Origin of the sequence: Desulfofundulus thermocisternus DSM 10259 (assembly GCF_000686645.1) — a bacterium.
Classification (GTDB): Bacteria; Bacillota; Desulfotomaculia; order Desulfotomaculales; family Desulfovirgulaceae; genus Desulfofundulus; species Desulfofundulus australicus.
Window position 1 is genome coordinate 43,989 of sequence record NZ_JMLG01000008.1, and the last position, 14,256, is coordinate 58,244.

Sequence of the window (14,256 nt, forward strand, 5' to 3'; positions counted from 1 at the left end):
CCTTTCGGACACCTCCTTTCCAGGTCTCCCGAAAAGCTAGCCATTCATAGAAATATTACCACGGATAGCGAAAGGTTACCCGGGACCGAATGGAAATAGAACCCAGTTATTATTCCTGTTTTTCCGGGTATTTCCAGGGCTTGCGTGCAGCCATGCCGGGGACCGGTTGAAGTTTATAGGGGACAGGCCGGATTTTTTCTTCTGCGGCAGGTTCTTTCATATCCCTTACCCTGATCAAAAATACAGCCAGCAGGGCGGCAACTCCGGCCAGGGTGGCCGTGCTCCAGAACATGAGGGGCAGGCCGTAATTCATTAAAAGGCCAAAAAGGGGGGGACCCAGGGCTACACCCAGAAATCGCACTCCACCGTAAAGGGAAGTAACCAGGCCACGCCTTTGCGCAGCTGTAGAGCTGGTGATAATGGTATTGAGGCAGGGGAGGGCCAGCCCGGTCCCGATGCCGGCCAGGGAAATTGCGATGAAAAAAAGGTAAGTGGTACGGTAAAAGCCCATCATGGTCAGGGCACCGCTGATCAGGGCCAGACCTGTTACCACCAGCCATTTCATTAAGGCCAGGCGCTTTTTGATAAGCCGGCCGGTGAGATAAGATGTTGAGCTCATAAACAGCACCGGGACGGCCAGGGCCATGCCCTTGCGTACACCATTCAGCCGGAATACTGTTTCCAGGTGTTCGGAGAGGAAAAATAGTACGCCGAAAAGGGTCAGCAGTGCCACTGCCCCGCCCAGGAAAGAGGTGAGCAGCATGGCCGATTTTTTCTCAAAGACCCTGGCAATGGATTTCAGGTATTCCCGTACGCTTTGTGCCTGCCGGTTTTGTTCCGGTTCACTGACCAGGAAATATACGCCCAGAACCACCGGTATTATTACCAGGGGAAAAAAAAGAAACGTAGCATACCAGGTAATCAGGCCAAGCAGGGCACCCAGTACGGGGCTCACCACTTTACCCAGGCCGTTGGCTGCTTCGATGATACCCAGGGCCGTGGCCCGCTGTTTACCCGTGTAAAGATCTCCGGTAAGGGCCATGGCAATGGGAGCGGTTCCCGCCGCTCCCATGCCCTGCAAAATACGACCGGCGAGAATGGCCTGGTAAACCATGCTTTTCAGGAAAATTGCTGCCAGCCCGGCCAGTATACCGCCCAGTCCGTAAAGGATGAGTGCCGGTACAATTACTTTTTTGCGGCCAAAACGGTCCGAGAGGAAACCGGCCAGCGGGATGATAATCCCGGCAGGAACAGAAAAGAGGGTGATCAGCAGGCTGACTTTAAATTGGGTGAGGTGCAACGCCTCCTTGATGGCAGGCAGCACCGGGATGATCATGGAATTGCCCAGAACCATAATAAAGGGCACCCCGCTCAAGGCAGCCAGCACCAGGGTGCTTTTTTGCTGTTTCATTGAGTTTCCCCGTCCTTTCGCCAAAAGTTTTCCCTGCCTTTAACCCCGCCTATGCATTTATGAATGCTGCAGGGCATAAGAAATTTTAGTAAAAACCGGCAGGAGGGATTTTATGTTCATATTCCTGGACCGCATCGTCTTGAGCATGGCCCTTTTAAGATTGCTTTCCTCATCCATTGAATTCAGCGCTGCCATGCTAATGCTGTACTTTAACCGGGTGGAAACAGCCTTAAAAATAAATAGCCTGCTGGCCCTGGTAGGACCCACAATTCTGCTTACAACCACCAGCCTGGGTCTTGCCGGCCTGGCCGGTAAAGTTTCTCTTTCTTCCATGGCTATAATCCTGCTGGGAGTTGCTCTGATTTTTATTGGTATTAACCGGATGTAGCTGGAAATACTCCCGGGCCAGGGCCGTGAAATTTGGGCAGGAGCCCATGAACATTCAACGCCACCGGCAACGGGTAAAAAACCGGTACGGGGGGAATCAGATTATATATGGACAACTTGTCAGAAATATGTTATTATTTCAGGCAAGTGGAATAAATAACTGCTGTTTTGGAGAATAAGTATTCGGCCGTATCCGGGTTTTCCTGCCAGCCGGCAGGGGTAAAAGGGAACCAGGTGAGAATCCTGGACGGTGGGGCCACTGTATTTGGGTAGCAGCTTTCCACTGGGCCACTGGTTCAGCATGCAGCGAGGAGAGAGCCGGTTCCTGCTGGAAGGAATCGGAGGTAAAAGCAAGCTGGGTGCCGGGCTGGGAAGGCGGAAAGCGGGCGATGACCCATGAGTCAGGAGACCTGCCCGGGTGCGCGGTACGGGGAGCCTCCCAGGAAACAGGGGCGTGTGCCGGTATCAACTGCCGTTTTTATCGGTAGATTGCCAGCCTTTATTTATCAACCCCGGTTTTCCCTGGTGGGCCGGGGTTAAGTTATTTGTTTCTGAATGTACACTTTAAACAACTGCATAGTGGAACAGGTGCTTTCACCTTGAGGGGTGAAAGTGAAAAGGGAAGCCGGTGCAAATCCGGCGCGGTCCCGCCACTGTGAGGGGGAGGGACTCCACATAAGGTCACTGTCCAGCACCCGGCCGGGTGCTTTACGGCCCGGGAAAGGGTCTGGTTGCCGGTGGATGAAATGACCGGGAGACCCGCTACGGGCTGGGTGCCGGATGGGAAGGCGTGGAGTACCCATTGATCCCGAGCCAGGAGACCTGCCTGTTCCCCAGAACCAGACCTGCCTACGCGGATAGGGGGTGGTTTGACATGTCCTGGCTGCTGGAGCCGGGAAATGGATCCTCCATCTGATGTAGATGGGGGATTTTTTATCGGTAGAGAAACGTTTAAACAAATGCCGGTATATGGTACCGTGGTGAATCCAGCAACAGGTTATTAAATCTATCCAGTACCTTGAGCAGTAAGGAATCTGTCGGAAGGCGGCGGTGAATAGTTATGCTTACAATTTTAGGCGGCCTGCTGACAGCCACCATCATTCTCAGCGTTAAAACAGGTCTGATCCTGGGCACTTCCTGGCTGGGCCGGAGGGGATTGTTACTGGTGTCTTTTCTGTTTGGTACTGTCCTTTACGGGCTGATCCTGGTTTTTAATGTCTATCGGCAGGCGCTGGTAGCCTTTCTGGACCGGTATACCTTTGCCGGCGCCCTGCTGGCAGCTGCTTTCTTCATTTACCTTGGCTTGCAGGAGGCAGGGGAGCAAAGGGCAGGGCGGGGTGTTTATCCTTCCTGTACCCCGGGTGGTTACCTCTTCCCTTTCCGTGGCCTGTCTCGCCTTAAGTACGCCCTGGGCTTTTTACCCTGCCCTTTATGCCTGGCAGCTCTGGCCTTATCCGTTATTCTGGCCGGTTCTATGCTGGGCACCGGGCTTTTACGCCTGGGATTATATGTGGCGGTACTGTTTTGTGTGCTTGTTTTATCCAGCAGCATTCTTGTACGCAGGGTAATTATCTTGCGCAATCTCAATCCTGAAGCTTTTTTTAACCCCCTCTTGCTTTTTACCGGGCTGGCAACCCTGATTTCCGCCCTTTTTATACCCAACTTTGTCCAGGCCATGGCCATGCCCATGGCGGCCATAAAAATTGAATCACCCCGCTGGCTGGCGGCGGTGTTAGCGGGGTTGGTGGTCTTAAGCCTGGCGGGTTATTTTCGCTATCAGATCAATTTTTTAAAGGAACGTGATGATTGATGACCATTCCTGGTTCCGAATATTTAACCAAAATTTTGCATGCCGCATCCCAGAGCCTGCTAATTCCCGATATTGTGGGTCTGCTCTTCTTTCTCGTTTTTGCCTTCATGGAACTGGGTAGTTTTGTGGCTGAAATGAGGAGAAGAAAAGTTATTCAGCCAGTCAACCTGCTGGAAGTAATTCATGACGTGGGAGGGGTTTCCCTCTGGCAGATGCGCAACCTGCAGCAGGTGCTTGATAGCAGTGCTTTAAATCCGCGCCAAAAAAAGCTGGTATCGGATCTTTTGGCAAAACCCGGACTGTCCCCTGAGGTCAGGAGGCTGGTGGCTCAGGACATACTGGACCGTGAAGAATTCCGGTTTAAACAAACACTGGACAAAACGGATTTACTGGCCAAACTCAGCCCGGTTTTCGGGTTGATGGGCACTCTTATCCCCCTTGGTCCCGGGCTGGCTGCTCTGGGGCAGGGTGATGTGCGGGGATTGTCCGAAGCAGTGATCATTGCTTTTGATACCACGGTAGTGGGTGTGGCTGCCGGAGCGGTGGGTGCTCTTATTTCCAGGGTGCGGCGCCGCTGGTACGAGCAGGATTTACGGTATCTGGAGTTGCTGCTGGAACTGGTGGTGGGGGGTGAGGGCCGTGCTGTTCAGGAGACAGAGGCGGGAGCGGTTGTCCGCAGAAGAAGTTGATCCCCTGGGCGGTCTGGCCAATCTGATTGATGTGATGCTGGTTTTTTGCTGCGGTTTGATGGTAGCCCTGGTTCTTTCCTGGAACCTGCAGAACATTATCTTTGCTAAAGTAAAGCCCGAGGAAAAACAGCGACTCATGCAAAGCATTCAGCGGGTGATTAATGTGGAACGGGGTAAAGAATTAAAGGAAATACCCGGGATAGAACAGGGGGGCGGTTCCGGTTACCAGGAGATGGGTACGGTTTACCAGGACCCGAAGACCGGGAAGTTGATCATGATTGAAAAGAACAGCCAATAAGTGAGGTGGCAGTGGATCAATGCCCACAGGTAAAGCAAAATGGCAAAAACACCCGACCTTGCTATCCCTGAGCCTGATAGTCCTGATTATTGTTTTCTTAATAAGTGCTTCCGGGGCTGCAGCAAATGAAAATGCACGTACTAAGGTGGTCATGCTTTTGGGCAGTGAGGGGTTTCTGGTACCCCTGGTGGATGCTTACGGCCAGCTGCAGAACTATCCTGTTGAGCTGAAGTTATTTAGCTCCAACGACCTGAAGAGCGAAGAAAAAATCCAGCAGCTGATGCAATCGTTGCAGGATGCAGATGTATTCTTGATGGAAATGATTGGAGCTACAACCATTCAAACAGTTGGGCCTTTATTGCAGGACCTGCCTGAAAAGTGCGAGGTACTTTCCACCCGTAGCGGTTCTTTTCCTGATTACCCCCGTATTGATGAAAGTCAAAATACTTTCCTGGCTAAATATTTTGTAAATGGCGGCGTGGAAAATATGAGGCGGCTGGTATTGTATCTGGCCTCTACATACGGGCAGGTCAAAACCGGGGAACAGTTAGATCCGGTTAAAATGCCCGTCCGGTTCATCTACCATCCTGAGGCTGAAGGACTGACTCTTAATGTGGATGGGCTTTACCAGACGGTGTGCAATGCAATATACGCGGCGGGTGATGGTACAGCCCGGGGCCTGGCGTTAAATGAAGTTCACCGGGCAGTTTATGACAGCGTTTACGCTTCCGTCTATCAGCCGGATAACAATACGAACTGGACACTGGCCCGGCTGGCGGTAAACCAGGTCGTGTGCGACCGGGACGGGGATGCTCCCGCACTGGATACCCGGGATCTTTACCAGACTGTAGCCGGGGCCGTATACCTGGCGGAGCAGGGAGAAACGGGATTACAGGCCCTTTATGATACCGTGCGCCAGTCTGTTTACCAGGCGGTATATCAGGGCGACGGTCAGGGGGCCGGATTGGCCGTAGATACTGTTTATAATGCCCTTTATGACCGGGTTACAGCCGCTTATCTGGGGGATGCTCGGGCTACAGTCTACCGGGCGGTATATGATGCCCTTTGGGGGCCGGAGCTTTCCGGGTTTGACCTGGACCGGGTATACCAGAGCGTGCAAGATGCCGTATACCTGCCTACCGGCGGTGGAGGCGGTACGGGACTGCCGCCGGGTACTTTCGGTACTTCAGGTGGTTATCTCGCCTGGTACAAGGCCAGCGGACATTTAAAAGAAGGCGCTCCGTGGGTCGGCATTATTAGCTACGATAGCTTCTTTAAAAATGGTGATATCGACATGTATCTGGCTGTCCAGAGGGAACTGGAAGCCAGGGGAGTCAATGCGCTTTTGGTTTTCAGTGACAGCAGCAGCCGCAAAACGGCCTTTCAGGACTTCTTTATGCCCGGCGGCAAAAGACAGGTGGACTTTCTCATTGCCGGGATTGGATTTAACTTCATTTACGGCCAGCCGGAAGCCGGTATCGAGTTGTTTAAGCAGTTAAATGTACCGGTTATGGCACCGGTTTACAGCAGCGATTTAGAGGATTGGCAGAGCAACCCGGCAGGTATCAGCAGCGAGGTGGCCTGGCAAATTGCCTATCCTGAACTGGACGGACGCATTGAGCCGGTATTCATGGGCGGCAGTACGCTGGTAAGGGTGGATGAAAGTACGGGGGCTCGCATAGTCAAAAAAGTACCCCTTCCCGACCGCATTGACCGCCTGGTAGGCCGGGCACTGGCCTGGGTTAACCTGCGGCAGAAAAGCAATGCAGACAAAAAAATAGCCCTTGTTTACTATAACCACCATGCTGGTAAGGATGATATCGGTGCCGCCTATTTAAACAGTATTGCCAGCGCAGCGGTTATTTTGCAGGCATTGCGGGACAATGGTTACCGGGTGGAAGGCGACCTCAGCCCCCAGGCAATAGAAGAAATAATTCGTAAGCAAGGAAGAAATGTCGGCAGCTGGGCGCCGGGAGAACTGGCCGAACTGGTGCAGGCGGGAGCCTTAGTCCTTCCCGTGGAAAAATACCTGGAATGGTACACTACCCTGCCCGGGGAACTGCGGGCGCAGGTGGAAAAGGAATGGGGTCCACCTCCGGGTAACATCATGGTTTACGAAGGCAACCTGGTTATTCCCGGTGCCACGCTGGGTAACATTTTCCTTGGCCCGCAGCCCGTACGGGGGTGGGGGGATGATCCCGACAAGATTGCCCATTCCCCAGCTTTGCCTCCCCCCCACCAGTATATAGCCTTTTACCTCTGGTTGCAGAAGGAGTTCTGTGCCGATGCGGTAATTCACCTGGGTACCCACGGCACGCTGGAATGGCTGCCCGGCCGGAGTGTGGGGCTGGGAGAAAATGACTGGCCAGATGTTTTGATCGGGAACATGCCGGATATCTACCCTTACATCGTGAACAATCCCGGTGAAGGAACTCAGGCCAAGCGCCGGGGTTATGCAGTAACCATCGACCACCTGATACCGCCCATGATCCAGCCCGGGCTCTACGGTGAGCTGGCCGAATTGCAGCAGCTGGTGGTGGAATATCAGAATGCCTTAAGCGGGGGCAATACAGCCAGGGCGGCCAGCCTGCAGGAACAAATTATTGAAAAGGTTAAGGCAAATAGCCTGGATCAGGATCTGGGCATTGATCTTCAGGCGACTGAATTTTCCCGGGTGGCTTCCCTTCTTCACGAATACCTGGAGGAGCTGGCAACGGAGCTCATGCCCTACGGCCTGCATACCTTCGGTCTGCCACCCCAGGGAGAAATGCTGGATTTGATGGTTGATTCCATTGTGGCCTACGATAATGCGGCCAGAGAGGGCAGCCGGGAGGAAATCAGAGAGCGCCTGCTCTTGACCAGCAACGAGATAACTAATTTGCTCCGGGCTCTTTCAGGTGAATTCATCGAACCCGGTCTGGGCCGGGACCCGGTGCGGGTACCCGATGCCCTGCCCACGGGCAGGAACCTGGTTTCCTTTGACCCGCGCATGGTGCCCGATGCGGCAGCCTGGAAAACGGGCAAAGAGGCGGCCGATCAGCTGGTGGCAAGATTCTACGCGGAAAACGGGCGTTATCCAGAAACGGTGGGGGTGGTGCTGTGGGCCATCGAAACCATGCGCACCCAGGGAGAAACTGTGGCCCTGATCCTGCGGTTAATCGGTACTGAGCCGGTATGGGATAAAAGCGGCCGGGTGAGTACGGTGAAAGTCACCCCCCTGGAGGAACTGGGAAGGCCGCGGATCAACGTGCTGGTGACCATCTCCGGATTATTCCGGGATACCTTTTCCCATGTGGTGGGTGTGCTGGATGAGGCCTTCAGGAAGGTGGCTCTTTTGAACGAGGACCCGGAAAGCAACCTGGTGCGCAGGACTTACCTGGCACTGCGGGACAAGCTGCAGGAGCAGGGCTTGCCGGAGCAGGATGCGGATGCTCTGGCGCTGGCCAGGATCTTTGGCGACGCTCCGGGAACCTACGGCACCGGCGTCGCTGAGCTGGCCCAGGCTACCAGTGCCTGGGAGGACCAGAAGGACCTGGTGGATACTTACATGAACCGCATGTCCTACATTTACGGCAAGACTGCTTATGGTGTGCCGGCGCGGGATGTTTTCCGGGAAATCCTGAAAAGCGTGGATGTGGTTACCCAGGTGCGGGATTCCCTGTGGGGCGTGCTGGACAACGATGACGTGGCCCAGTATCTGGGCGGGCTGAAACTGGCGGCGGAAGCGGCCTCGGGCGAGAAAGTGCAGTCGTATATCGTCAACACCCGTACCGGCAGTGCCCGGGTGCAGACTTTCAGTGAGTTTGTGGGTACGGAATTGCGGAGCAGGTTGTTGAACCCCAAATGGATCGAGGGGATGCTTAAGGAAGGTTACGCCGGGGCCCGGGAGATTGGCGACCACGTTGCCAACATGTTCCTCGTGGATGCCACTCTGGAGGGTATTGGTGATTGGGCCTGGCAGCAGGTAGCCGAGACCTTTATCTTTGACGAGAAAATAAGGAGCCAGCTGGATCCCTTTGTAGTGCAGTCCATCATCGGCTGGAACCTGGAGGCAGCACGACGGCAGATGTGGCAGGCCGATCAGGAGACGTTGACCAGACTGGCCGACATTTACATGCAAACAGCCGCCCAGTATGGCGTGGTCTGCTGTCACCATACTTGCGCCAACATAAAGTTAAATGAATGGGTGGCCAGTTATTCTACCCTGGACAGCAGTGTGCTGAACAGGTTCAAAGAGGTCTTCAGCAAAGCTACAAAAAGGGATCTGAACCTTAAAACCGAGGTTTCGGCACCCAGTTCCAGGCACCAGAGCTCCAGCCGGGCGGCGGAGCAGGTTCAGACACAGGAACCTCCTGTGCAGCAGCCTGTTACTCAACCGGAACCCGTACAGCAGTCTGTAGAGCAAAAACCAGAAACCTCACAGGTTCCACCGGCTGCATCAACAGGTGCGGGCGAAGGGGAAAGGGCGCCGGAGGGATCGCCGCCCAGACAGGAGCAGCAGGTGACTCAAAATACCGGTGCAGCCGGAGCCGGTCCCCAGCAGGTGGCCAGCCGGGATGCTTCCCCGCAAAAGGCTGCTGAACAACCCCAGAAACCCGGGGGCAGGGCCTATGAGCTGGAAGTAGAGAAAAAAGCGCAGGTTTCAGCAACTGCCCGCAAGGCCGTTTCCTTCGTAGCCATCCTGGGCGCTTTAGGGCTGCTGGCCCTCTTTATCAAAGGTTATTTTACCGGAAGGGCATAACTGCTCTCCGGTCCCGCACCTTACCGTGCTGCCCTGCACGGTAAGGTGCGGCCGGTACCTGTGTTGCAGTTTGGCTCGTTTTCCCTTTCGTTAACCCATTCTCCTTTCAGGAGTAAATATATATCCGGCCTTAAGTCAGGCCGGGCTACTTTTTAAAATTAGCCGGTTGGTTTAAATAAATTAGAAAAACAGGGGAGGGAGTTCTTAGTGAAAACCCATCACTTTGCCGGGCGGTTAACAGCCCTGGTTGCAACGATCTGTTTATTCCTCGGCCTGCTGGTGCCGCTTGGGGTACCGGGCCGGGTGGAAGCGGCAGTTTCACCCCTGGCGGATAAGGCAGTGCAATTCCTGCATCATGACTATTTAAAAAACGGGTTGATTAACTCGGAGGTGGGTGTGGGCTCGTATGCCTTTTATGTGCTAAGCCAGGCCGGTGTTGATGCCGGTGCCTGGGTACGCCAGGGAGTAAGTTTCCGGGAGGCAGTGCTGAAGGCGGTCAGAGATGATCTGGATAAAGCAGGTGAAGTGCGGGCAAAGCAGCTTGCCCAGGACCTGGTGGCCATGCAGGCGCTGGGAGAAAAGGATCTGGCCGGCCGGTTGCTGCAGGTCTTGAAGAACAGGCAGACAGACAAAGGATTTGAAGACATCGGGCCGTTAAGCATCTACAGCAACATGCCTGCCTTCGATCTTCTTTGTAGAGCCGGGTTGGCGGACCAGATAAACACCGGCCTGGCCAGGAATTATGTCCTGGAAAAACAGTACGTCGGGGAACAAAATGCCCGGTACGGCAGCTGGGGGTCACTGGATGGTAATGCATATTACGCCGATTTCATGGCCACGGCCCAGGCGGTGAGGGTGCTGCACTACCTGGACCCGGAAAAGAAAGATCCCCAGGTGCAGGAGGCCATAAAAAACGGCCTGGCCTGGATACAAAAGCAGCAGAAGGCAGACGGCAGCTTTGTGGCCGGTATGGACGATCCGGTAATTGATACTGCAGAAGTAATTGTAACTTTAAAAACCCTGGGTATGGACCCGGCGGCCTGGAAAAGCGGCACAGGAAAGAGCGCTGTTGATTATCTGATGAGTAAGGCACTGAACGCCGATGGAAGCTTTGGCACGTCGGGGAATGCCATGGATGCCACCTGGGTGCTGTGGGCCTGTCTGGCGCTGGAAGGGAAGGCGAAGAACCAGGCAACACAGCCACAACCCGGCCCGCAGGAGGAATCCGGCCGGCAAACGCAACCCGGTATGGTGGCCAGTTTTACGGATTTGAAAGGCCACTGGGCGGAAGGGGCCATCAACAGGCTGGTTCAAATGCAGGTTGCGTCGGGTTATCCAGACGGCACCTTTAAACCCGAAGAGCAGGTAACCCGCTATGAAATAGCCTCCATGATAGTGCGCCTGCTAAAGCCGGCGGCGGTTTCCCGGCAAGACCTGCTTATGCTCGACCGGGAGTTTAAAGATAGCCGGTATATTCCGCAATGGGCCCATGAGGCCGTGGCCGTGGCCTTGAGGGAGGGGGTCATTTCCGGCTACCCGCAACCGGACGGCACCCTTATCTTTAAAGGGGAGGAACCGGTAAGCCGGACCGAACTGGCCGCCGTTATGGCCCGGATTATTGAAAAGAAATGCGGGGAGGTGGCGCCGAAAGAGCTGGATTTCGCCGATGCGGATCAAATTCCGGCCTGGGCGAAAGAGGCCGTGGGGGTGGCTTACGCCAAGGGGGTTGCCGGCGGTTATCCCGACCGGACCTTCCGGGCCGAAAAAAAGGTCACCAGGGCCGAGGCGGCCGCCATGCTTTTGCGCCTGGCTGATGTGCTGTAAGAGGGTATCGAAAAGGCCCTGAAAGGCAAAAGAAGGCGTTTGTTCCTGCGGAGGACAAGCTGCCATGTTGGAATTTTACAAGGCTCGGCGTGAGAAACATCGTAAGGGGGTCAGGACGTTGTATAATCATAAAAGGACGATTAAAAAGCTGAGTTTGTTACTGATTTTAGTCATGGCCGTAACCCTGCTGACACCGGCGGTAAATGCCGGGGCCAGTGGGACGCCGGCCTCAGCGGCCAATAATGCCGTGCAGTTTCTGTACAATGAATACATCCAGAAGGGAATCAATAATTCGGAGTATGGGGTCGGCTCCTATGCTCTTTATGTCTTAAAACAGGCCGGTGTTGATGTCAGTTCCTGGGTGTATAATGGTGAAAATCTAAATGATGCGGTTATAAACGCTGTTTATAACGATATTTCACAGCCAGATAATGTTCCGGCCAAGATCCTGGCCCAGGACCTTCTGGCCGTGCAGGCGCTGGGGAGAGAGGACCTGACCAACCGGCTTGTGGATATTTTGAAAAACCGGCAGACGGAAAACGGCTTTGACAATAACCCTTTCAGTGATATGCCGGCCTTTGACCTGCTGGGCCGGGCGGGTAAGCTGAGCGTTGTAAACGCTGCTTATACCAGGGATTACATTTTAAGCAATCAACTTACCCAGTCTACTGTGCCCGCAGAGGTATACGGTGCCTGGGGCGGGAGCTGGACGGATGACAAGGGCAACACAAACTATTTTGCCGACTTCATGGCCACGGCCCAGGCGGTGAGGGCACTTTACTACCTGGACCCGGGAGGAGAGGATGCTGATATTCAGGCCGCCATCAGCAAGGGCCTGGCCTGGATGCAGGATCGGCAAAAGGCCGACGGCAGCTTTCAAGACGATTATGGTTTTGACGACCCGGTCCTCGACACTGCGGAAGTGGTATTGACCTTAAAAGAGTTGGAAAGGGATCCGGCTGAGTGGAAGACCAGTGAGGGGAAAACTGCCGTTGACTACCTGATGAGCAGCGCGGTCATCAACGAAGACGGTTCTCTGGGTAGTTGTGGAAACGCCTGGGATGCTAACTGGGTGCTCAGTGCCTGTAATTCACTGGGCATACAGCCTACCGTCTGGCGTTTTTACCTTGACCCTTCAACCAACACTTTGAATATAGGCGCCCAGCAACAATTCCGGGCCGTCTGGCAGGACGCCTGCGGCCAGTCGTCTGACGTAACTCAATGGGCCATCTGGTCCGTGGCCGACAGCAGCATTGCCAGCGTTGATGACAGTGTTTATGGTCTGGTCAAAGCGATAAAGGCCGGCCAGACGGTGGTGAAGGCCGTATACAACGGGCTTACGGCTTCGGCCGCCCTGACTGTGCAGGCTGCGGGCGGGGGCAACGCTCCTGTTACGGTGGTGACGGTGGGAATGGCCGTCGTAGGAATGAACAACGAGCTTTTATTTGGCCCTTCTTACGTCACGGTGACCAAAGACAATCAATGGGGCCTCACCGCCCTGGGCGCCCTGGATGCATCGGGCGTTCCCTACCATACCTCCACGTGGTCCTGGGGCGTCCTGGTGGATGAAATTGCCGGGCAGGCCAACAGCGGCATGGCCGGCTGGATGTATACGGTGAACGGGCAGGTTCCCTCCTATGGTCCCGAAAAGTACAACATTAAAGAGGGCGACAGGATTATCTTCTATTACAGCAAGAGCATGGACCAGCAGCCCCTCAAATGGGACGACCTGATGAAGCAGGTTTCTGCCGGGAATATTCAAACGGGCAATCTACCCGCTCCGGTGAGCGATTCCACCTTAAATGCGGCCATCGAGGATGCCGGTTCTGCCGGCCGGGTCGTTCTGCAGGCAGAAGATAATCAAACTGTTCTGGCCCTGACGGTGGATCAGCTGGCTAAAATAACCGGTGTCAATAAACCGCTGGCCGTGACCGTTCAGGGCGTGCAGTTTGTACTCTCGGTGGACAGCCTGAAAGTGCCGGAACTGACGGCTGCCGGTATGGCTCAGTTGCAGGTTAAGGCCCAAAAGTTGAGCAGTACCGAAGCCCATGAACTGGTCAAGCCTGTTGCCGGCGAACTTAAACTGGTGGGCGATGTCTATGAGCTGGACGTGCTGGCGGTGCAGGAAAACGGCACGGCGCAGAAGATCGCACAGCTTCCCGACTGCCGGGTGCTGCTGCCGGTACCCGCTGAAGCCAGGGAAGCGGCGGCGGGCGGCCGGGTGAAGGTATACCGCTATGATGAAAGTGAAAAGACCTGGGACGAAGTGGGCGGAACCTATGACCCGGCGGCAGGTGGCCTGACTTTTAAAGCCGATCATTTCAGCAAGTACGCCTTGATGGAAACCTCCGCCCCGCCCGAATTAAAAACCTTTGCCGACATTGCCGGGCACTGGGCGCAGAAGGAGATCGAATTCATGGCCACAAAAGGGTTCGTAACCGGTGTCGGCGAAAACAAATTTGCACCGGAAGCTACCGTCACCCGGGCCGAGTTTGCCGCCATCCTGGCCCGTATGGCCGGCCTGATGGCCGATCCGGACGGGGCAAAGCTCTTCAATGACGTGCCGCAAGACGCCTGGTACTGCGGCATGGTGGGTGCGGCGGCGAAAGCAGGCTTGGTGCGGGGAACCGGCGAACACAGTTTTGCACCCAATGAGCCCATCACCCGGGAGCAAATGGCGGCCATGATGGCGCGGCTCATGGCCCGGGAAGGACAGGATATGGGTATTGGTGAGGCCGATGCGGCCAGAATGCTGGCCGGCTTTGAAGATGCTGCCTCTATTTCTCCCTGGGCGCGAAACTCTGTGGCCCTGGTGGTATGGGAGCAGGTCATGAGGGGCCGGGCGCTGGCCCGGTTCATCCCTGCAGGCAATACCACCCGGGCAGAAGCTACTGTAGTGTTGTACCGGGTGTGGCAAAAGTTACAGCCGGCTGCTGCTGATAAGAAGTGATACTTCCATGTGGCTATGGGAGTGAGGGCGAGTAAGCCGGTCGGACCGGGGACATGCTGCCGGCCGCGTGCCGCCCTTGTGCGGGAGCGGGTGCCGTTCCGCTCCCGCATCCAACCGGGTTCACTGAATATTTACCATGGGGTGAT

The 14,256-nt window shown here is 55.1% G+C and carries 8 protein-coding genes and 2 riboswitches; of the genes, 7 read left to right on the forward strand and 1 reads right to left on the reverse strand.

Annotated features, from left to right (window positions below; translation table 11 throughout):
• Positions 1–109: 109 nt before the first annotated feature.
• Positions 110–1,411 (reverse strand): MFS transporter, encoded by a 1,302-nt coding sequence (locus BR83_RS0108315; protein WP_027356705.1) that lies wholly within the window; start codon positions 1,409–1,411, stop codon positions 110–112.
• Positions 1,412–1,523: 112 nt separating this feature from the next.
• Between BR83_RS0108315 and BR83_RS0108320 the strand changes: the two genes are divergently transcribed.
• The 7 genes from BR83_RS0108320 (at position 1,524) to BR83_RS15415 (ending at position 14,110) form a co-directional block, all read left to right on the forward strand.
• Positions 1,524–1,799: a YqhV family protein gene (locus tag BR83_RS0108320; RefSeq protein WP_027356706.1), complete on the forward strand. Its 276-nt coding sequence runs from the start codon at positions 1,524–1,526 to the stop codon at positions 1,797–1,799.
• Between the two features lie 177 nt (positions 1,800–1,976).
• A riboswitch (cobalamin riboswitch) is annotated at positions 1,977–2,230 on the forward strand.
• A 137-nt stretch (positions 2,231–2,367) separates the two neighbouring features.
• A riboswitch (cobalamin riboswitch) is annotated at positions 2,368–2,642 on the forward strand.
• A gap of 216 nt (positions 2,643–2,858) precedes the next feature.
• Positions 2,859–3,608, forward strand: a complete 750-nt coding sequence (locus BR83_RS0108335) for a DUF2162 domain-containing protein (RefSeq protein WP_027356707.1) — start codon at positions 2,859–2,861, stop codon at positions 3,606–3,608.
• Positions 3,608–4,297, forward strand: coding sequence for a MotA/TolQ/ExbB proton channel family protein (locus BR83_RS15410; protein WP_051618041.1), 690 nt, complete (start codon positions 3,608–3,610; stop codon positions 4,295–4,297). The genes BR83_RS0108335 and BR83_RS15410 overlap by 1 nt, the downstream gene beginning before the upstream one ends.
• Positions 4,248–4,595 carry a DUF2149 domain-containing protein gene (locus BR83_RS0108345; protein ID WP_169736935.1) on the forward strand — a complete coding sequence of 116 codons (348 nt, stop codon included), beginning with the start codon at positions 4,248–4,250 and terminating at the stop codon, positions 4,593–4,595. The genes BR83_RS15410 and BR83_RS0108345 overlap by 50 nt, the downstream gene beginning before the upstream one ends.
• A gap of 19 nt (positions 4,596–4,614) precedes the next feature.
• Positions 4,615–9,336 (forward strand): cobaltochelatase subunit CobN, encoded by a 4,722-nt coding sequence (locus BR83_RS0108350; protein WP_027356709.1) that lies wholly within the window; start codon positions 4,615–4,617, stop codon positions 9,334–9,336.
• 207 nt (positions 9,337–9,543) lie between these two features.
• Positions 9,544–11,160: an S-layer homology domain-containing protein gene (locus BR83_RS0108355; protein WP_027356710.1), complete on the forward strand. Its 1,617-nt coding sequence runs from the start codon at positions 9,544–9,546 to the stop codon at positions 11,158–11,160.
• A gap of 118 nt (positions 11,161–11,278) precedes the next feature.
• Positions 11,279–14,110 (forward strand): S-layer homology domain-containing protein, encoded by a 2,832-nt coding sequence (locus BR83_RS15415; RefSeq protein WP_034634785.1) that lies wholly within the window; start codon positions 11,279–11,281, stop codon positions 14,108–14,110.
• Positions 14,111–14,256: the final 146 nt, after the last annotated feature.

Coding starts and splice junctions, on each gene's coding strand:
- BR83_RS0108315 (WP_027356705.1), bottom strand. CDS start 1,411: ATGAAACAGCAAAAAAGCACCCTGGTGCTGGCTGCCTTGAGCGGGGTG.
- BR83_RS0108320 (WP_027356706.1), top strand. CDS start 1,524: ATGTTCATATTCCTGGACCGCATCGTCTTGAGCATGGCCCTTTTAAGA.
- BR83_RS0108335 (WP_027356707.1), top strand. CDS start 2,859: ATGCTTACAATTTTAGGCGGCCTGCTGACAGCCACCATCATTCTCAGC.
- BR83_RS15410 (WP_051618041.1), top strand. CDS start 3,608: ATGACCATTCCTGGTTCCGAATATTTAACCAAAATTTTGCATGCCGCA.
- BR83_RS0108350 (WP_027356709.1), top strand. CDS start 4,615: ATGCCCACAGGTAAAGCAAAATGGCAAAAACACCCGACCTTGCTATCC.